23 protein-coding genes are annotated in these 19,559 nt (G+C 28.3%); 13 read left to right on the top strand and 10 right to left on the bottom strand.

All coding sequences use genetic code 11. The features are described 5' to 3' along the window. Window positions 1-15: 15 nt before the first annotated feature. The 8 genes from ccoS (at window position 16) to MPF13_RS08610 (ending at window position 7,185) form a co-directional block, all read left to right on the top strand. Window positions 16-192, top strand: coding sequence for a cbb3-type cytochrome oxidase assembly protein CcoS (ccoS, locus tag MPF13_RS08645; protein WP_249982072.1), 177 nt, complete (start codon window positions 16-18; stop codon window positions 190-192). A gap of 10 nt (window positions 193-202) precedes the next feature. Further along, on the top strand, window positions 203-2,398 hold the full coding sequence (ccoN, locus tag MPF13_RS08640) for a cytochrome-c oxidase, cbb3-type subunit I (RefSeq protein WP_249982070.1): 2,196 nt from the start codon (window positions 203-205) through the stop codon (window positions 2,396-2,398). Window positions 2,399-2,403: 5 nt separating this feature from the next. Then, the gene (locus MPF13_RS08635) at window positions 2,404-2,571 is read left to right on the top strand and encodes a CcoQ/FixQ family Cbb3-type cytochrome c oxidase assembly chaperone (protein ID WP_249982069.1); all 168 of its coding nucleotides are present in this window, start codon (window positions 2,404-2,406) and stop codon (window positions 2,569-2,571) included. Between the two features lie 12 nt (window positions 2,572-2,583). Then, window positions 2,584-3,465, top strand: coding sequence for a cbb3-type cytochrome c oxidase N-terminal domain-containing protein (locus MPF13_RS08630; RefSeq protein WP_249982067.1), 882 nt, complete (start codon window positions 2,584-2,586; stop codon window positions 3,463-3,465). A gap of 22 nt (window positions 3,466-3,487) precedes the next feature. Further along, the gene (gene ccoG, locus MPF13_RS08625; protein WP_249982065.1) at window positions 3,488-4,909 is read left to right on the top strand and encodes a cytochrome c oxidase accessory protein CcoG; all 1,422 of its coding nucleotides are present in this window, start codon (window positions 3,488-3,490) and stop codon (window positions 4,907-4,909) included. 8 nt (window positions 4,910-4,917) lie between these two features. Then, on the top strand, window positions 4,918-5,364 hold the full coding sequence (locus MPF13_RS08620) for a FixH family protein (RefSeq protein WP_249982063.1): 447 nt from the start codon (window positions 4,918-4,920) through the stop codon (window positions 5,362-5,364). Continuing rightward, the gene (locus MPF13_RS08615) at window positions 5,364-6,062 is read left to right on the top strand and encodes a sulfite exporter TauE/SafE family protein (protein ID WP_249982062.1); all 699 of its coding nucleotides are present in this window, start codon (window positions 5,364-5,366) and stop codon (window positions 6,060-6,062) included. Before MPF13_RS08620 ends, MPF13_RS08615 begins: the two co-directional genes overlap by 1 nt. A gap of 142 nt (window positions 6,063-6,204) precedes the next feature. Beyond that, window positions 6,205-7,185 carry a PorP/SprF family type IX secretion system membrane protein gene (locus MPF13_RS08610; RefSeq protein WP_249982060.1) on the top strand — a complete coding sequence of 327 codons (981 nt, stop codon included), beginning with the start codon at window positions 6,205-6,207 and terminating at the stop codon, window positions 7,183-7,185. Here MPF13_RS08610 and murI read toward each other — a convergent pair. The 8 genes from murI to MPF13_RS08570 form a co-directional block, all read right to left on the bottom strand. Then, window positions 7,182-7,982 carry a glutamate racemase gene (gene murI / locus MPF13_RS08605; protein ID WP_249982059.1) on the bottom strand — a complete coding sequence of 267 codons (801 nt, stop codon included), beginning with the start codon at window positions 7,980-7,982 and terminating at the stop codon, window positions 7,182-7,184. The genes MPF13_RS08610 and murI overlap by 4 nt on opposite strands. Before the next feature lie 68 nt (window positions 7,983-8,050). After that, a complete protein-coding gene (locus MPF13_RS08600; protein ID WP_249982057.1) occupies window positions 8,051-8,557 on the bottom strand; it encodes an OmpH/Skp family outer membrane protein in 507 nt (168 codons plus the stop codon). Between the two features lie 12 nt (window positions 8,558-8,569). Continuing rightward, entirely contained in the window at window positions 8,570-9,355 is a 786-nt protein-coding gene (locus tag MPF13_RS08595; RefSeq protein ID WP_249982055.1) for an OmpH/Skp family outer membrane protein, read from the bottom strand. A 63-nt stretch (window positions 9,356-9,418) separates the two neighbouring features. Continuing rightward, the gene (gene bamA / locus MPF13_RS08590) at window positions 9,419-11,974 is read right to left on the bottom strand and encodes an outer membrane protein assembly factor BamA (protein WP_249982053.1); all 2,556 of its coding nucleotides are present in this window, start codon (window positions 11,972-11,974) and stop codon (window positions 9,419-9,421) included. 7 nt (window positions 11,975-11,981) lie between these two features. After that, entirely contained in the window at window positions 11,982-12,725 is a 744-nt protein-coding gene (gene uppS, locus MPF13_RS08585; RefSeq protein ID WP_249982052.1) for an undecaprenyl pyrophosphate synthase, read from the bottom strand. Between the two features lie 5 nt (window positions 12,726-12,730). Then, entirely contained in the window at window positions 12,731-13,417 is a 687-nt protein-coding gene (gene porG / locus MPF13_RS08580; protein WP_249982051.1) for a type IX secretion system protein PorG, read from the bottom strand. A 106-nt stretch (window positions 13,418-13,523) separates the two neighbouring features. Continuing rightward, window positions 13,524-14,423 (bottom strand): NAD kinase, encoded by a 900-nt coding sequence (locus tag MPF13_RS08575; RefSeq protein ID WP_249982049.1) that lies wholly within the window; start codon window positions 14,421-14,423, stop codon window positions 13,524-13,526. A gap of 35 nt (window positions 14,424-14,458) precedes the next feature. Continuing rightward, on the bottom strand, window positions 14,459-15,112 hold the full coding sequence (locus tag MPF13_RS08570) for a CBS domain-containing protein (protein ID WP_249982047.1): 654 nt from the start codon (window positions 15,110-15,112) through the stop codon (window positions 14,459-14,461). Window positions 15,113-15,177: 65 nt separating this feature from the next. Here MPF13_RS08570 and MPF13_RS08565 point away from each other — a divergent pair, with 65 nt between their 5' ends. The 5 genes from MPF13_RS08565 to MPF13_RS08545 all read left to right on the top strand — a co-directional run bounded on the left by MPF13_RS08565 (window position 15,178) and on the right by MPF13_RS08545 (window position 18,234). Beyond that, window positions 15,178-15,891 carry a pyridoxine 5'-phosphate synthase gene (locus MPF13_RS08565; protein ID WP_249982046.1) on the top strand — a complete coding sequence of 238 codons (714 nt, stop codon included), beginning with the start codon at window positions 15,178-15,180 and terminating at the stop codon, window positions 15,889-15,891. A 1-nt stretch (window position 15,892) separates the two neighbouring features. Then, window positions 15,893-16,657: an alpha/beta fold hydrolase gene (locus tag MPF13_RS08560; RefSeq protein WP_249982044.1), complete on the top strand. Its 765-nt coding sequence runs from the start codon at window positions 15,893-15,895 to the stop codon at window positions 16,655-16,657. Window positions 16,658-16,668: 11 nt separating this feature from the next. Next, on the top strand, window positions 16,669-17,532 hold the full coding sequence (locus MPF13_RS08555) for a phosphatase PAP2 family protein (RefSeq protein WP_249982042.1): 864 nt from the start codon (window positions 16,669-16,671) through the stop codon (window positions 17,530-17,532). A gap of 127 nt (window positions 17,533-17,659) precedes the next feature. After that, window positions 17,660-17,986: a nucleotide pyrophosphohydrolase gene (locus MPF13_RS08550; RefSeq protein ID WP_249982041.1), complete on the top strand. Its 327-nt coding sequence runs from the start codon at window positions 17,660-17,662 to the stop codon at window positions 17,984-17,986. Then, window positions 17,986-18,234: a hypothetical protein gene (locus MPF13_RS08545; protein ID WP_249982040.1), complete on the top strand. Its 249-nt coding sequence runs from the start codon at window positions 17,986-17,988 to the stop codon at window positions 18,232-18,234. The genes MPF13_RS08550 and MPF13_RS08545 overlap by 1 nt, the downstream gene beginning before the upstream one ends. A gap of 9 nt (window positions 18,235-18,243) precedes the next feature. On the opposite strand, the gene MPF13_RS08540 is transcribed toward MPF13_RS08545, so the two are convergent. Together MPF13_RS08540 and MPF13_RS08535 are read right to left on the bottom strand one after the other, a co-directional pair. Beyond that, on the bottom strand, window positions 18,244-18,861 hold the full coding sequence (locus MPF13_RS08540) for a DUF1684 domain-containing protein (RefSeq protein WP_249982038.1): 618 nt from the start codon (window positions 18,859-18,861) through the stop codon (window positions 18,244-18,246). Between the two features lie 3 nt (window positions 18,862-18,864). Further along, window positions 18,865-19,398 carry a DUF4252 domain-containing protein gene (locus MPF13_RS08535; RefSeq protein ID WP_249982037.1) on the bottom strand — a complete coding sequence of 178 codons (534 nt, stop codon included), beginning with the start codon at window positions 19,396-19,398 and terminating at the stop codon, window positions 18,865-18,867. Window positions 19,399-19,559 lie beyond the last annotated feature (161 nt).

Genomic DNA, 19,559 nt, shown 5'->3' with positions numbered 1-19,559 from the left:
ATTATCAGGCAAGATATGAGCGTAATATACCTACTACTAACTATTAGTATAATAGTAGCAATCTTATTTTTTTTCGCATTTATATATTCTGTAAAGAGTGGTCAATATGATGATTCATATACACCTTCTGTACGAATGCTTTTTGATGATGAATTAATAACAGATAAACAAAAGAAATCAACTTTAGACTAAATTTAATATTATGGAAATGCAACAATTTTATTACGATAATAAGATCGTAAAAAAATTCATCTATGCCACTTTACTATGGGGAATTGTAGGATTCACTGTAGGATTGTTGTTGGCATTTATGTTTTTATTCCCAAATCTTACTGATGGGATTTCATGGCTTAGTTTTGGACGTTTAAGACCATTACATACCAATGCTGTGATTTTTGCCTTTGTTGGTAATGCAATTTATGCAGGTGTTTATTATTCACTTCAGCGATTGTTAAAAGCAAGAATGGCAAGTAACTTTTTAAGTAACTTCAATTTTTGGGGTTGGCAATTAATTATTGTTGCAGCAGCAATTACACTACCTTTAGGATATACATCTTCTAAAGAATATGCAGAATTAGAGTGGCCAATAGATATTGCTATTGCTCTTGTTTGGGTTGCATTTGGTGTAAATATGATTTGGACTATTTTACAAAGAAGACAACGTCATTTATATGTTGCAATTTGGTTCTATTTAGGAACTTTTGTAACTGTAGCTGTTCTTCATATTTTTAATAGTTTAGAATTACCTGTTTCTTTCTTAAAATCTTATTCTGTATACGCAGGTGTACAAGATGCCTTAGTACAATGGTGGTATGGACATAATGCAGTAGCATTTTTCTTAACTACACCTTTCTTAGGATTAATGTACTATTTTGTACCAAAAGCGGCAAACAGACCAGTTTATTCTTATAGGTTATCTATTGTTCACTTTTGGTCTCTAATATTTATTTATATCTGGGCAGGACCTCACCACTTATTATATACAGCATTACCAGAATGGGCTCAAAATTTAGGAGTTGCATTTTCTGTAATGTTAATTGCACCATCTTGGGGAGGTATGATTAATGGATTATTAACTTTACGTGGAGCTTGGGACAAAGTTAGAACAGACCCTGTTTTAAAATTCATGGTAGTTGCAATTACAGGTTATGGTATGGCAACTTTTGAAGGACCAATGTTATCTTTAAAAAATGTAAATGCAATTGCTCACTTTAGTGATTGGATTATTGCTCACGTTCACGTTGGTGCATTAGCTTGGAACGGATTCTTAACATTTGGTATGTTGTATTGGTTAATACCAAGAATGTTTAAAACAAAATTATACTCTACAGCATTAGCAAACTTTCACTTTTGGATTGGTACATTAGGTATTATTATGTATGCATTACCAATGTATGTAGCAGGTTTTGTACAAGCTTCTATGTGGAAACAATTTAATCCAGATGGGTCTTTAACTTACGGTAACTTCTTAGAAACTGTAAACGAAATTATACCTATGTATTGGATGCGTGCAATTGGAGGAACATTCTTTATTCTTGGAGCAATTGTAATGATTTATAATGTTGTTAGAACTGTTAGATCTGGTAGCGATGTTACAGATGAGTTAGCAGAAGCACCTGCATTAGCAAAAGTACCAACTTATAGAACTAAAGGAGAAGGTTATCATACTTGGTTAGAAAGAAAACCAATTAAATTAACAATTTATGCAACTGTTGCAATATTAATTGGAGGTATTGTTCAAATTATACCAACATTATTAATAGAATCTAATATACCTACAATTAGTAGTGTAAAACCATATACTCCTTTAGAGTTAGAAGGACGTGATATTTATATTAGAGAAGGTTGTGTTGGATGTCACTCTCAAATGATTAGACCTTTTAGAAGTGAGGTAGAACGTTATGGAGAATACTCTAAAGCAGGAGAATATGTTTACGATCATCCATTCTTATGGGGTTCTAAACGTACAGGTCCAGATTTACATAGAATTGGTCAGAAATATAATGATAGCTGGCACTTAAATCATATGTATGACCCACAAAGTACATCTCCAGGTTCTATTATGCCAGCATATAAATGGTTGGTAAGAAATGAACTTGATAAATCTGATACTGAAGCAAAAATGGAAGCAATGGTAACTCTTGGAGTTCCTTATACTGAAGCTGAAATAGCAAATGCTCAAAATCAGATGATAGAACAAGGAACAATTATTGAGCAAAATTTATATGCAGATCCAGATTTTGCAAAAAATTATGAAGCAGATAAAAAATATGCCAAAGAAAATGGTGAAGCTTTTGTTGAAATGAAAAACAGAGAGATTGTAGCGCTTATTGCTTATATCCAACGTTTAGGTACTGATATAAAAGTTAAAGACGAACAGAAAATCTCTAAAAAATAAGACTCATGTTAAAATTTGTAAAAAACCATATGGAAAGTATTACAGGTATAGAGATCTATCCTATGATATCATTAGTCATATTCTTTACTTTTTTTGTAGCCTTATTTTGGTGGGTTTCTACTGCAAAAAAAGATTATATAAACAAGGTAAGTAACTTACCATTTGAACAATAAAAACGAAATAAAATGAAAAAATATTTTCAATCTACAATATATGTAATCTTTGTTATTGTTACGTTTTTAGCACTAGCAAAGTCGTTCATGGTGTACGAAAACCCATTTGATATTTATGAGAATCCGTTAGTATGGTTAGCGCTTATAGGATTCATTATAGTGGTTGTTTTAAAAGAAATGGTAAATGTAATTGCTATTAATAAAGCAACAGAACTTCAAAATGAAAAATTAGGTATTGTTCCAGAAGAAAGTAATCTTTGGATTAAAAAATTAATAAAATCTTGGACAAAAGCTAAAGATATTGATGATGAAGAAGAAATTGTTTTAGATCATAATTATGATGGAATTAAAGAATTAGATAATACATTACCACCTTGGTGGGTGTATATGTTTTATGCTACAATTATTTTTGCAGTTGTTTATTTGGTAAGATTCCATGTATTAGATGGAGACAACCAAATAGTAGAATACGATAAAGCAGTAGCAGAAGCAAAAGCAGCATTAAAGAAATATAAATCTACAGCACCAGATTTAATTACTGCAGATAATGTTACTTTATTAACAGATGCTAAAGATTTAAGTAGGGGTAAAGCAGTGTTTAAATTAAACTGTGCATCTTGTCACTTAGAAGATGGTGGTGGTTCTATTGGTCCAAACTTAACAGATGAATTCTGGATCTTAGGAGGAGGAATTAAAAATGTGTTTACTACAATTTCTAATGGAGGTAGAGATGGTAAAGGTATGATTGCTTGGAACAAAACTTTAAAAGCTGCTGATATGGCTAAAGTTGCTAGTTATGTTATTTCTTTACAAGGAACAACACCAGCAAATGGTAAAGCTGCTCAAGGAGAAAAGTGGGTAGAAGAAGCCAAAGAAACCATAGTAGAAGAGTAGTTTAATTAGAAAATAAAAGGTTATGGAAACTCCCGAAAACGAAACATTTAGAGACAGTATTGGTACAATTGATAAGTCTGGTAAGCGTTCTTGGGTTTTTCCAAAAAAACCTAGTGGTAAATTTTATAACTATAGAAGTTATGTAAGTTACTTTTTGTTAATTTTCTTGCTATCTGCACCTTTTATAAAAATTAACGGAAACCAATTTTTACTTTTTAATGTTTTAGAACGTAAGTTTAATATTTTTGGTTTTCCTTTTTGGCCTCAAGATTTTCACCTTTTAGTAATTTCAATGATTATTGGAGTAGTATTTGTAATACTATTTACAGTAGTTTTTGGTAGAATTTTCTGTGGATGGATTTGTCCACAAACCATTTTTTTAGAAATGGTTTTTAGAAAAATTGAATACTGGATTGATGGAGATAGAGGTAAGCAAATACGTTTAAGTAAACAACCTTGGAATGCTGAAAAAATTAGAAAAAGACTTTTAAAATGGTTCATTTTCTTTATCATTTCTTTTATAATAGCCAATGTTTTTTTAGCATATTTAATAGGTGGAGATACTTTAATTAGTTACATAACTGGAGATCCTTTAGATAACATTAGTACTTTAATTTCATTATTAATATTTACGGGTGTTTTCTATTTTATTTTTGCGTGGTTTAGAGAACAAGTATGTATTATAGCTTGTCCTTATGGAAGACTTCAAGGAGTTTTATTAGATGATAAAACTGTAAACGTAGCTTATGATTATAAAAGAGGAGAAGGAGAAAAAGGAAGAGCTAAATTTAGAAAAAACGAAAACAGAGCAGAAGTAGGTAAAGGAGATTGTATAGATTGTAAACAATGTATCGTAGTTTGTCCTACTAACATAGATATTAGAAACGGTACTCAATTAGAATGTGTTAATTGTACTGCTTGTATTGATGAGTGTGATCATATGATGGAAAAAGTTGGTTTGCCAACTGGTTTAATCAGGTATGCTAGTGAAGATAATATAGCAAAAAACAATCCTTTTAAACTTACTGCAAGAATGAAAGGTTATTCTGCTGTTTTGTTTATTTTAGTAGGAATTTTAATAGGGATGCTTTTCTTAAGAAATGATGTAGAAGCTACTATTTTAAGATTACCAGGTCAACTATACCAACATAAAGAGAATAATATTATTAGTAATGTTTATACTTATAAAGTTATAAATAAAACAACTAAAGATATTAGTGATGTTAGTTATAAAATTTTATCTCATAAAGGTACTATTAAGTTAGTTTCAAATCACGATTTTATTGTACCTAAACAAGGTTTAGCAGAAGGTACACTATTTATAGAGCTTAATGCATCAGCTTTAAAGAAAGAAAAAGTTAAGTTAGAAATAGGTGTTTATAGTAAGGGTAAATTAATAGAAACAGCAATAACAAACTTCCTAGGACCAAGAAGTTATAAATAATAATCATTATGAAATTTAATTGGGGAACAGGAATTGTAGTTGCAATAATTGGGTTTATTAGCTTTATCATGTACTTTGTTATTACAATGAGTACAGATAATAACTATAGTCATGATTTGGTAACAGAACAATATTACCAAAAAGAACTAGAATACCAACAACAAATAGATGCAACTAAAAATGCAGCTAAACTAGAAGAAAATATTTCATTAAAGAAAACTAAAGAAGGTTTACAAGTATATTTTCCATCAGATTTTGATAAAAATGAAATTAAAGGAAAAATATTCCTATATAGACCATCTAATAAACAATTAGATTTTGAAATGCCAATTTCAATTTCTAATACATATTTGCTCGTGCCTGAGAAACGTTTGTTAGATGGTCGTTGGAATATTACTATTTCTTGGAACTATAAAAGTAAAGATTATTTATTTAAAAAAGAATTAAACCTTTAATGTTTCTTTCTGCTGTCGTTTTTGGATTATTAGGAAGCTTTCATTGTATTGGAATGTGTGGCCCAATAGCATTTATGTTGCCAATTGACAGGCAAAATTCTACAAAAGGTTTTTTCCAAATTTTAAGTTATCACTTAGGCAGATTATTAACCTATAGTTTAATTGGATTACTATTTGGTTTTTTAGGGAAAGGTTTTTATTTCTTCGGATTTCAACAACAATTATCTATAATTGTTGGTATAAGTATGATTTTAGTAATCTTATTTCCAAAACTATTTGCCAGAGTAAACTTATCTAAAAGTTTAAATAAAATTATTTTTAAAGTAAAAAATGCTTTAGGAAAAGAGCTTAAAAAGAAACGAAATGATACTTTTTTTACCATTGGTTTTTTAAACGGTTTTTTGCCTTGTGGTTTAGTATATATGGCTGTATTTGGGGCTTTAGCCACAACAAATGCATTTTCAGGTAGTTTGTATATGTTTTTGTTTGGTTTGGGTACAATACCATTAATGACTGCAGTAGTTTATTTAGGAAATTTTACCAAAGGAACATTTAGAAAAAAAATTCAGAAAGTAATACCAATTGTAGTTGTCTTAATTGGTGTATTATTTATTCTTAGAGGCTTAGGTTTGGGGATACCTTATGTATCACCAGAACCAGTTTTAGATCTTGTTACTAATAATAATGCATGTCATTAATAAACTACTATATATAAGAGGTTTATTTAATACAATAAATCATTAAATTTTAAGTTTTATTACAGTGTTAAATGTTTATAGAGTAAAGTATTTATAATTATAAAATCTATATATTTGAAGACTTTAAAATAATATCACTTTAATGAAGTTAAATTTGCTACGAATCTGTTTTTTATGTGTTTTATTTTTTTCTTTAAAAAATTACTCTCAAGAAACTTTACCTATATATCAAGATTACTTATCTGACAATGTTTATTTAGTACATCCTTCTGCAGCAGGTATTGGAAATTCTAGTAAACTACGTATGACTGCAAGACAACAATGGGCAGGTATACCCAATGCACCAGCTTTACAAACATTAAGTTTTCATACTAAATTTGGAGAGGAGTCTAAAGCAGGTTATGGATTTGTTTTGTTTAATGATAAAAACGGATTTCATTCACAAAAAGGATTACAAGGTACCTATTCTTACCACTTGCCATTAAGTTCAGGTCGTTTCTTTGAACAATTATCTTTTGGTTTGTCTTTTTCTTTTGTTCAAAATCAAGCAGATCAAAGAACTTTTGGTAATACAGATGTTGCAGCAATTATACAAAGTACAAGTTATTATAATGCAGATTTTAGTGTTGCTTATCACAGAGGTGGATTTTCTTCTTATTTTACAATAAAAAATTTATTATTAACGGCTAAAAATAATCTTAACGTACAAGAACCATTAGATTTAAGAAACTATATATTTTCTGCAGGATATTATTATGGAGAAGATAATTATATTCAGTTAGAACCTTCTATTATGGTTCAGTTAAGACAAAGTACAGGGCAAAAAATTGCTGATTTTAATTTAAAAGCTTATAAAACTTTTTCTAAAACACAAATTTGGGCAGTACTTTCATATAGAAAAAGTTTTGATACAAACTCAATAGATAATTCTCAATATATTTCTCCAATAATAGGATTAAATTTTAATAATTTAATGTTCTCTTATACGTATACTAAACAAATGAATGATATTGTTTTAACAAACACTGGTTTTCACCAAATTTCTGTAGGTATAAATTTATGGGAAAGAGTACAAAGAGGAGCAGCTTGTCCTAATATCAATTCTAATTTAGGTAGGTTTTAAAAATCTTTTTCAGTAATTTTTACAAATTTATTATCAGTTTTTGTAATTAACATTTCTAAAACTTTTTTATCCTGATTGATAAAGAAATTATGAAATACATTTTCTGCTTTTGAATTTATTAAATTATTTTTTTCTAAAATAGATTTTGTTTGTTTAGCAACAGCTTCACCAGAGTCTATAATTTGAATTTTATTTCCTACAATTTTTCTTATTTGAGGAATTAAATAAGGATAGTGTGTGCATCCTAAAACTAAACAATCTGCGTTTTGTTTTATCAAAGGAATAATGTATGAAGATAACAGATTTGTCATTTCATCCGAATTTAATTTCCCATTTTCTATTAGTTCTACCAAGCCCTTACCAATAATCTCTTTTCTAATTATTTTTTTATTGATAGTATTTGACGTTTTTTCAAATAGCTCACTATTTAAAGTACCTTTAGTAGCTAAAATACCAATAGTATTTGTTTTTGTTTGCAGTGCAGCAGGTTTAATAGCTGGTTCTATTCCAATAAAAGGAACCTTGTATTTTTCTCTTAAAACTTTAATAGCATTTGTAGTAGCAGTATTACAAGCAACAACAATTAATTTACAATTTTGATTGAGTAAAAACTCTGTATTTTTAATTGATAAATCTATAATAGATTCTTTTGTTTTATTGCCATAGGGAGCGTTTTTACTATCGGATAAATAAATTGTACTCTCTAAAGGTAAAAGTGCGTTAATTTCTTTCCAAATAGAAGTTCCTCCAACACCAGAGTCGAAAATACCAATAGGAAAATTGTTTTGTTTTACCATGTTTTGTAAAAATAAAAAAACCTACTGAAATTCAGTAGGTTTTAGTTTGTATAATTATTTAGGTTTAATTAAAATCCTAATTTAGCTTTTACTGCGTTAAATAAATCTTCTCCTTTTTTTACAAGTAATCCTTTCCCTACAGAAGAATCTAATACATATAAAACTCCTTTAGAAGCAGCTACATCTTCAATTGCTTTTTGAGCTTTTTCAATAATTGGTTGTAGTCCTTCATTTTGTCTTTTCTGCATATCTTGGTAAGCAAATCTTCTTGCTTGCTCTAATTTTGCAGCTTCACCTTGTAATTCTTTAGCTCTTTTATCGTTTGTAGCTTGTGTTTGAGTTTTAGACTCAGCAACATATTTTTTTTGTGTAGCTTCAATTTTCTTTTCCATACCTGTAATTTCATCCTGGTATGTTTTGCTTAATTTTTCCATGGTAACTTTTAAAGCTTTAGTTTGTGGCATTTCTGCAACTAGCTTTTCAAAGTTTATATGACCTACTTTTTGTGCATTTGCAACACCAGCCACCCCTAAAGTAAATACAGCAATTAATAGTAACGTTTTAAAATTTTTCATTCTTGTTTTGATTTAATTATTATTCTTGTCTTTTTTTGCTTGTTCTTTTTTCAATCTCAAGGCTTCTTTTTTCTCTCTTAAAAGCTTTCTTTTTTCTTCACGCTTTTTAAGTAACTCTGCTCTTTTTTCTGCTATTAATTTCTTTTTAGCTTCTGCTTCAGCCAATTTTTTTGCTTTAGCATCTTCTTTTTTATTTATAGCATCTTTTTGTTTTGTTGTTAATTCCTTTTTAGGAACAACCTTTTTTGTGTTCTTTAATTTAGCTTTTTTGTCTTTTAATCTTGTTCTATCTATAGTTGCTAAAACAAGGTCGCTAATATCGTATTTTTTATTTGAATATAGCATGACTAATTCACTAGATTTATCAAAAACAAAATCGTATTTTTTTCTCTTTGAAATACTTTGAATTGCATTGTAAACCTGATCTTGAATTGGCTTTACTAATTGCTTTCTAACAGAAAACATATCTCCATTAGGACCAAAGTATAAAGACTCTAATCTTCTTAACTCAACTTGCTTTAAAGTTATTTCTTCTTCTTTTTCTTCAATCAAGTCTTTTGTTAAAATAGCTTTTTCACTTGCTAAATCAGATTTTAATATTTCTATATGTCTTGCTTGTTCATCTAATTTTTTTCTCCATTTGGCAATTTTAGCATCAAGAGTATTTTGTGCTTCAAGATATTCTGGAACATTTTCTAGAATATACTCCATATCTATATAAGCAATAATTTGATTTCTTTGAGACCAAGAAATACTAACAGTAAATAAAAGAACGACTAATAAAAATATTTTTTTCATTTGTATAATGTATTTAGAAAAAACCGTGCCAAAAAACTTTTTCCTTACAAAGTTAGTGTTTTCTTAGAACTGTCTTCCAATAATAAAATGTGTTTGCCAACCAGATTTTACACTTTCTCCTGGTAATGGATCAAAACCATGAGCAAAGTCAATTCCTAATAAACCAAATGCAGGCATAAATATTCTTACACCAACTCCAGCTGAACGTTTTAAATCAAACGGATTAAATTGGTTAAAATTGTCATAAGAATTACCAGCTTCTAAGAACCCTAGTGTATAAATTGATGCAGAAGGAGAATCTGTAATAGAATATCTTAATTCTAATTGAAACTTATTATAAATAGATCCACCTTGAGCAGAAGATAATTGGTTGTTTTCATAACCTCTTAAACCAATAGTTTCTCTACCATCTAATTGAAATTGTGCAATTCCATCTCCTCCAACATAATATCTTTCAAATGGAGATAACCCTACTTCAGAATTATAGTAACCAAGGTAACCTAATTCTGCATTTGTCATTAAAACTAATTTATCAGTAAAAGATGTATACCATTTACCTTTGGCACTAAATTTATAGTATTCTAACCATTTATATTTATCAGCAAAAAAGTCATTTTTCTCAGTGTCAGTTAATCCACTTGGTTCAGAATAATCTTTTCCATTTACTAAAGAATAAGGAAAAGTTGCTTTTATACCTAAAGAAAACTCAGAACCATAAGTAGGGAAAATTAAACTTGGACCTGCAGAGTTTCTAGAAAGTGTTGCGTTATAAGATAGATTGTTTAAAGTACCATTGTTTAAAATAGCATCACCCACTCTAAAACCATAATCATTTAAATTAAAACTTTGGTAAGCTATTGTTTGAGATAATTGGAAATAATCATCTGGCCATTTTAAACGTTGCCCCAAACCAATAGAAGCTCCTAAAATTCCTAAACTTTTACTTTTATCAACATCATAAGTTGTGTAGTTTAACTGATATTGAGTAGATGAATAAATAGAGAATGATAAAGATTTTGGTTTTTTACCACCTAACCAAGGTTCTGTAAATGAAAAACTATAAGTACTATAAGTTCTACTTGTTTGTAGTCTTAATGCTAAAGTTTGACCATCTCCCATTGGTAATGGTTTGTACGCTTCTTTATTGAATATGTTTTTAATAGAAAAATTATTAAAAGATAAACCTAAAGTACCAATAAAAGAGCCACCACCATAACCACCTTGTAGTTCTATTTGGCTTCCACCTTTTTCTGCAACAGTAAAATCTATATCTGCAGTTTTGTTTTGATAATCTGGCACAACATCTGGAGAAACATTAGAATCAAAGAAACCTAATTGTCCTATTTCTCTAATAGATCTAATTATGGCACTTCTGCTAAATAAATCTCCTGGTTTTACACGTAGTTCTCTAAATAAAACATGATCGTTTGTTTTGTCATTACCAGAAACAGTTACTTTTTTAATACGTGCTTTTTCATCTTCTCTTACTCTAATTTCTACAGTAATAGAATCGTTTTTAACTTTTGTTTCTATTGCATCAACAGAAGAGAAAAGGAAACCATTGTCTTGGTATAGTGTAGAAATATCTTGAGATGTAGGTGTTCCATCTCCTTTTACACGTTCTTTTAAAACTGCACCATTATAAACATCTCCTTTTTCAATTTTTAAATATCTTTGAAGTTGTTCATCTGTATATTCTTTGTTTCCAACAAATAAGATTTCTGCAAATCTATATTGTCTACCTTCTTCTAATTCTAAATTAATATTTATTGTATTGTCATCATTCCAAGTAATTTTATCACTTAAAATACGAGCATCTCTATAACCTAATCTACTATATTTATCTAATATACTTTCTAAATCTTCTTGGTAATCTTCTTCAATATATTTAGAGCCTTTCCAGAAACGACCAATTAATTTTTCTTTGGTATTTTTCATAGCTTTTCTTAGTTTAGTACCAGAAAGCGCTTTATTACCTGTAAAAATAATGTCTTTGATTTTTATTTTTCTTCCTTTATAAATATGAATAGCCATATTAACAACGTTTGCATCAGCAGTATCTGTTTTTACATCTAAACTAACTTTAGTTTTTAAGAAACCTTTGTCTGTGTATTTTTTTGTGAAATAGTTTTTTGTGGTTACAATTAAGTTATCTGTAACCATAGCACCTACTTTTAATTCGGCATCTTTTTTTAATTCTTTTGCTTTACCTTTTTTAATTCCAGAAATTTTTACAGAGTTTAATTGTGGCAATTCTTGAACATCAAATTGAAGATAAACAGTATCTCCATCTAATTTAGCTAAGTAAACATCAACATTACTAAATTGTTTACTTTCGTAAAGTTTTTTTATAGCACTGGTAAGCTTATCTCCAGGAAGCTTAATAATTTGTCCATTTCTAAGTCCTGTAAAAACTCTTACAGTTTCTTCGCTAAACTTTTTTAACCCGGTTACAGAAATTCCTCCAAGAGTATATTCTTTACCAGTTTCAAAAGTTAGATTTTTAACAGTAGTAGTATCTTTTTTTACAATAGATAAACTGTCTTTAGTTGTTTGTGCTTTTGTGTTAAAAGTAGAAAATAATGCTGTTAGCATTATTAATGCAGAAAATAGTTTCATAAAAAATCTATTCTGTAATTTGTTCGCTTGTTTTTCCAAATCTTCGTTCTCTATTCTGGTAATCAATAATTGCATCATAAAAATGCTCTTCTCTAAAATCTGGCCAAAGTACATCTGTAAAATATAATTCGGCATATGCCAATTGCCATAATAAGAAATTACTAATGCGTTGTTCTCCACTAGTTCTTATCATTAAGTCAACGTCGGGCAAATTAAACGTATATAAATGATTATTTATAGTTTTTTCATCAATTTCTTTGATATTAAGCTCTTTATTAACAACTTTTTTAGATATGTTTTTAATAGTGTTAACAATTTCTTCTCTAGAACCATAACTTAAAGCTAAAGTTAAAGTTATTCTAGAATTATCTTTTGTTTGATTAATTACATCTGCTAAAGTATTTTGAGCTTTTTTTGGTAAACTTTCTATATTACCTATTGCATTAACTTTAACTTCATTTTTTTGAAAAGTTGGTAATTCTTTTTTTAGTGAAGATATAAGTAGTTGCATTAAACCTTCTACTTCTAATTTAGGTCTATTCCAATTTTCTGTAGAAAAAGCATAAAGTGTAATTGCTTCTACATTTATTTTTGCTGCAGCCTCAATAGATTCTCTTACAGCAGTTAATGCATTTCTATGGCCAAAAATTCTATTCATCCCTATACCTTTGGCCCAACGTCCATTACCATCCATAATAATGGCAACATGTTTAGGAGTTTTTTGTAAATCGATTTGTAGTTTTTTATCCATATTTTTTATAATCCTTTTGTATAGCAAGCAGGTCTACCAAATGTATAAATTACAGAAATTCCTGTAAACATATACCAATCATTTCCTGTTCCTTCTAAATTAATATTTGGAGATTTATTAGAAACATAATCTAAATCATCTTCAAAAGTATATCTAAATTTTGCTTCAAGAGCAAAAGCTAAAGTTCCATATAATTTTGATTTAAAACCTAATCCGAAAGGAAGAGCATATGATGTTTTATTTCCATATACAATTTGTCCAGAGGTATCATAAGACTGTACATTTGTATAGTTAAAACCAACCAGTTCTAAAAGAATATATGGTGTCCATGTTTTATCATCAGATGATAAATCATAGTCATAAAAATTATATTCTAAACCTAATGCTAACTCTTTAATATCGTTCGTAAAATTTAAAGCTCCAGTAGTTCTATTTTTTCTAAATGAAGTATCTGCATCTAAGTCATTACCAGAAATTGGTAAATAACTAAAAGTTGCTCTTAATGCAATTCTTGGATTCCAATTGTATTTGTAAAAAGCTGCACCAGCAGGTTTGTTTGGGTAAATGTATGTGTTTCTACCAATATCACCAACGTAGTTTGTGCCACCTAAAGATACACCCACTTCATGTATTTGCCCCATAATTAATGAGGTAAAACTTACAAATAAAAAAAATAAAATTCTATGTTTCATTCTAAAAAATAGCGAGCAAATATAGGGATTTCTAATTGCTTTATAAAGTTAATACTCAGTCTTTTTTGAATAACAACTTTTTTATGAAAATATTGTAAGTAACTTGTTAAAGATTGGTTTTGTTTCTAATGTCTTCTCCCCATAAAAGTTTACTTCTTAAGGTCTTTAAAAATGATTGATTTTTAGGTAAAATACTTTTTATAGTAAAGTTGTTCTTTTCTATAAATATCTTGGTGTCTTTGGGTACAGTAGTTACTCTAGAATCTAAAGAAATTAAATAACTTTTTTCTCTAGAATCTACTTCTAATTTAATTTTTGTTTCATCAGATATAACCATTGGTCTTGCATTTAAATTATGAGGAGCAATTGGTGTTATAACTATGTTTTTAGAATCTGGTAAAATTACAGGACCATTACAACTTAATGAATATCCTGTAGAACCTGTTGGGGTAGAAATAATTAAACCATCTGCCCAATAATTAGTAAGATATTCATCATTTAAAGAGGTTTTTACACCAATCATAGATGTTGTGTTTTTCTTAGCAACTGTAACTTCATTTAAAGCAAAATTAAGTTCAGAAAACTCTGGAGTTTTTGGTTCTGTTCTTACAGATAAAAGTGTTCTTTCTTGTATGGTATAATTACCATTAATTACAAGATTTAAACTCTCTTCTATTACATCTTTTGGTACAATTGCTAAAAAACCTAATCTTCCTGTATTTATTCCTAAAATGGGAATATTTAAATCTCTAATATGTGTTGCAGATCGTAAAAAAGTACCATCTCCACCAATGGTAAACATAATGTCAAAAGAATTATCTAAGTCGTTAAAACTTACAAATGATTTGTAACTATCTTTTAAAACTTTGTTTTCTATAAGTAAATTATAGAATTCATTTTCTATGTAGAAATCAATGTTATTTTTTTCTAAAACATCTAATAAAATTTTTATTTCTTTTTCAGAAGTAATAGCGTAAGATTGACCGTAAATTGCTGCTTTTTTCAAAATATTATTTTTTACTTATCACCTAAATTATAGGTTTACATTTCTAAGTATTTTTGTAAATATTCAGATCTGTTTTTTAAATCTTCTAAATATATATCATTCTCATGCATAGATATAATTTTATAATCATATCGTCTAAAAGTTTGCATGATTTCGTTTATTTCATCAGTAATTACTTTAATGGTAATTTGGGTTGTGTTTGCAGATTTTTCTGAAACATACAATCCTAACAATTTGCCTCCACTTGCTTCAATGATTTGAACAATTTCACTCATAGAATATTCATTTCTCATTTTTTCTATCACTAAAGTCTCACTTTCTTCAATCATAAATGGACTAGTAGAAAAAACATCTAAAATGTCTCTTAAATCAAAATAACCAATATAGTCGTTAAATTCGTTTAAAATAGGAATGATATTAGTGTCATTATCTGCAAAAATCTTTAGCAATTCTAAAACAGTTGCTTTTTCATCTGCAAAAAAAGAATTTAATAAATGAGCATAACTAGCCAATTCATCTTCTTTGTTTTCTATAGTTTGTATATCTTCTTCTGCAAAAGAACCTAGTAACTTATTGTTTTCTATTACTGGAAAATGAGTAATAGGATAATTTTTAAACACCTTTTGGGCATTTTTTACAGGTTCCGTTAAACGAATTGGTTTAATTTCTTCTAAAATGTAATCGTTCATATTCATGCTTTACGAATATAGGATAAATGATTTAATAAATTATCTTTGCCATCTAATTTTAGACCATGACAAAGTTAAGTGTAAATATTAATAAAATAGCAACTTTAAGAAATTCTAGAGGAGGAGATGTACCTAATCTTTTAAAAGTTGCAAAAGATATAGAAGAATTTGGTGCTCAAGGAATTACAATTCATCCAAGACCAGATGAAAGACATATTCGTTATCAAGATGCAAGAGATTTAAAAAATATTGTTACTACAGAATATAATATTGAAGGAAATCCTATTAAATCTTTTATGGATTTAGTATTAGAAGTTAAACCAACCCAGGTTACTTTAGTGCCAGATGCTGTTGATGCTATTACATCGAATGCTGGTTGGGATACTATTAAACATCAATCTTTTTTGCAAGAAGTAATTAAAGAGTTTCAAGAAAATAATATAAGAACGTCTATTTTTATTGATACAGATTTAAAATTAATTGAAGCTGCTGCAAAAACAGGGGCAGATAGAATAGAATTGTATACAGAAGATTTTGCAACTCAATTTGATTTAGGAAATAAAGAAATTGTAAAATCTTATGCAGATGCTGCTGTTTTAGCTCATGATTTAGGCTTGGGTATTAATGCAGGACATGATTTAAGTTTAGACAATATTAAATTCTTTAAACAGAATATTCCTAATTTGGCAGAAGTGTCTATAGGTCATGCTTTAATTGCAGAAAGTTTGTATTTAGGGCTAGAAAATGTTGTAAACATGTATTTACACAAACTACAATAAAATGGAAATTTTACATTCTACAATAAAAGGAGAAGGAAAACCATTGTTAATTTTACATGGTTATTTTGGAATGTCTGATAATTGGAAGTCATTAGGAAATCAGTTTGCTGAAGATTTTCAAGTTCATTTAATAGATCAAAGAAATCATGGACGTAGTTTTCATGAAGATGAATTTAATTATGAAGTTTTAGTTGAAGATTTATTTAACTATATTCAGTTTCATCAATTAGAAAAAGTTGAAATTATTGGTCATTCTATGGGAGGGAAAACTGCCATGTTGTTTGCAGTTACATATCCAGAATTGGTAGAAAAATTAATTGTAGTAGATATTTCTCCAAGAATGTATCAACCACATCATAATGCAATTTTAGCAGGTTTAAATTCGGTTGATTTTTCTATTGAAAATACAAGAACTTTAGTTGATAAAAAAATAGCCAAATTAATTCCAGATTTTGGTGTACGTCAGTTTTTATTAAAGAATGTTTTTTGGAAAGAAAAAGGACAATTAGCTTATCGTTTTAATTTAGAGTCTTTAACAGAAAACAATCCAGAAGTTGGTGAAGCGTTGCCACCTTTTACAGTTTTTGAAAAAGAAACCTTGTTTTTAAAAGGTGATAAATCTGATTATATTACAGAAAATGAAGAGCCAATTATAGAAGCTCATTTTCCAAATTCAAAAATCATAGAAATTAAAAATGCAGGTCATTGGTTACATGCAGAAAATCCGAAACAATTTTATAACGAAGTTTGCGATTTTTTAAAGTAGTATAAACTAATATGAAGAAAAAAATAGCCTTATCAATCACTTTTTTATTAGTTGTAAATTTTGTTTTTAGTCAAGATTCTAAGTATTCTTTAAATATAAATAAAGAGCGAAACTTATGGCAAGAATTTACGTATGATTTGGGTAATATTGCTGGAGGAATGGGGTATGCCTACTCTAGACCTTTGTATTGGAAAAAAGATCAATTTGCTAATTTTGGGTTAATAGCAGCAGGAACTGCAGCTCTATACACAATTGATGATAATGTAGATAATTGGGCAAATAATTGGAGAGGAGATGTGCCTCGTTGGTTAACAGATTATGGAAATGAATATGGAGGCCCAAATACAAATTTTAGATTAACAGGAGCTGTATATTTGGTTGGACTTTTTACCAAAAACCCCAAATTAAGAAGAACAGGTGTGTTGTTAATATCGTCTGCATCTGCAGCAGGATTATTGCAACAAGTTTCTAAAAGAATTATTGGTAGAGCAAGACCAAAAGCAAATGTTGGTAAAAATGTTTTTGATCCTTTGCATTTTGACAGAGTTTATAATTATGATTCTTTTCCTTCTGGCCATGTAATGTTAGGTTTTACAAATGCGTATGTTTTAGCGAAACATTTTGATAATCCTTGGATAAAAGCTGGTTTGTATACTGTAGGTTCAATTCCTGGTTTTGCAAGAATTGTAGATCGTTTTCATTGGTTGTCTGATGTTGTTTTTTCTACAGCATTAAGTATTTTTATTGTAGAAACTATTGATAGATATTTAGATAGAAAATACGATGAAAAATACAATGACAAACGAAAAAAGAAAAAAGTAGCTTGGGATTTTCAATTTACACCACAAAGTTTTGGTGTAGTTATGAATTTTTAGATTTTTCATCAATAAAAAATCTTAAAAACCAGTTTTGTAAGTATGTTTTTTACATTAACAAATAAACGAATGTATTTTAGAAATTATATCTTTGAAATGTAATTTTTTAATTATTTAAATAAATAAAATGAACATAGAAAACGCTCAAAAACAAGTTGATGATTGGATTAAAAATCATGGAGTTCGTTATTTTAATGAGCTAACAAATATGGCACAACTTACAGAAGAGGTAGGAGAGGTTGCACGAATTATTGCAAGACGTTATGGAGAACAAAGTGAAAAAGAATCTGATAAAAATAAAGATTTAGGAGAAGAATTAGCAGATGTTATGTTTGTGGTTTTATGTTTAGCAAACCAAACAGGTGTTAATTTACAAGACGCTTTTGAAAAGAAATTAGATATTAAAACAAAACGCGATCACGATCGTCATCACAATAATAAAAAATTAAAATAATGGCATTTCTAAATAAAATAAAACAACCTGAGTTTTGGTCTAACTTTGCAAAAGTAGCCATCCCTTTTTTTGTGATAGTTACAGTAATTTCTTTGCTAATAAATAGTTCTTCAGAAATATTTTCTGGAGATTTTGAAACGTTGAATAAGAATAATTTTTCTGACGGTAAATGGAAAAACTTTTTTGGGTTTAAAATTATCTTCAGTGTTTTTTATGGTTTATATATAACCAATAAAAAAATGAAGTAATATTCATTTTTAATGTTTCTTAAAAACTTTTATACCTGCTTTAATTTCTATATCTAAATGGTTTTTTCTAGGAGTTAATGGGCAAGAATATTTATCATTATAAGCACAATAAGGGTTGTATGTGTTATTAAAATTTAATGTTACAGTATTATCAGTTTTAATATCAGAAATCATTATATCCATATAACGTCCACCTCCATAAGATTCTCCTCCAGAAGTATTATCTGTAAAAGGTAAAAACAAATAATCTTTATATTTTTCGTCACGTAAATCATCTTGACTTTGGTAAATTGTTAATTGGCAATCTTTACCATTTAGAGTAAAATTTACCAAACCAAATTCTTTGTATAAAGGTTTCCTGTCTGTTGTAGTAGCCATTTCAAAAGTAGGAGCATTTTCTATTTTTGTAAAGTTTGCTTTTATTACAAAAGAAGAATCAATTTTAAAAAATTCTAATCCTTTAAAGTTTTTTAAATCTTTCTTTTTTAAAGGAGATTTAGAAGCGTCTTTATAACTTGCGTTTAACTCTTTTTGATAAGTTGTTTCTCCCATTATTTTACGTTTTCCTTGAGAGTTACAAGAAATTAAAGAAAAAATTAGAGTAGATAAAAGAAGTAGTTTTTTCATTGTTTAGTTAGGGTTAAAACCAGGAGTTATAGATTTTGGTTGATAGTTTTGCAATAATTTATTTGATAAATCTTCAAATTGATTGGTTTCTGAAAGTTGCTTTATTTTATTTGGATCAAAATTACCTTTTAAATAAATTACAGATGTTTTAGCTAAAGTAGAATTAAAAATGATTGCTTGTGTAACAACATCACCATTTTCTTTTACAGATATAATTTTTGTTTTATCAACAGTATTTGTTCTAAGTATATCTGTAAAATTATTAGCAGTTACTAAGTCCATTTCTTCAATTAAAGTATTTTGTTTGGTAGTAGAAATGTCATTAAATGTTATAAATTTAAAATCTTTTACATTGCCAAAAAGATTATTTATTTCTGGAGAAATGTTTGTTAACAAAGCCCTCATGAAATTTGGAACCTGAAAAGCAGTAACGCCTAAATCTCTTTTGTGGTCATTAAAAAAACTTTGAAAAGATTTTCCACTTCCACAAGAAATTAAAAAAATAAGACTTAAAATAACAATGTGTTTTTTATTCATAATAATTTATTTACATCTCAAAAATACAATTTTCAATTATTTTATGTAGATTTATCCCATCTTAAAAGAAATAAAATGTATCAAGTCTTAACATATATTACCAAGTTATCGTGTAAAACACGAGAAAATCGGTCTGTAAATATGTTTTGATAATATCAATA

The organism is Polaribacter sp. Z022 (assembly GCF_023555495.1).
Lineage (GTDB): Bacteria > Bacteroidota > Bacteroidia > Flavobacteriales > Flavobacteriaceae > Polaribacter.
This window is presented reverse-complemented; position numbering and strand designations above follow the sequence as displayed.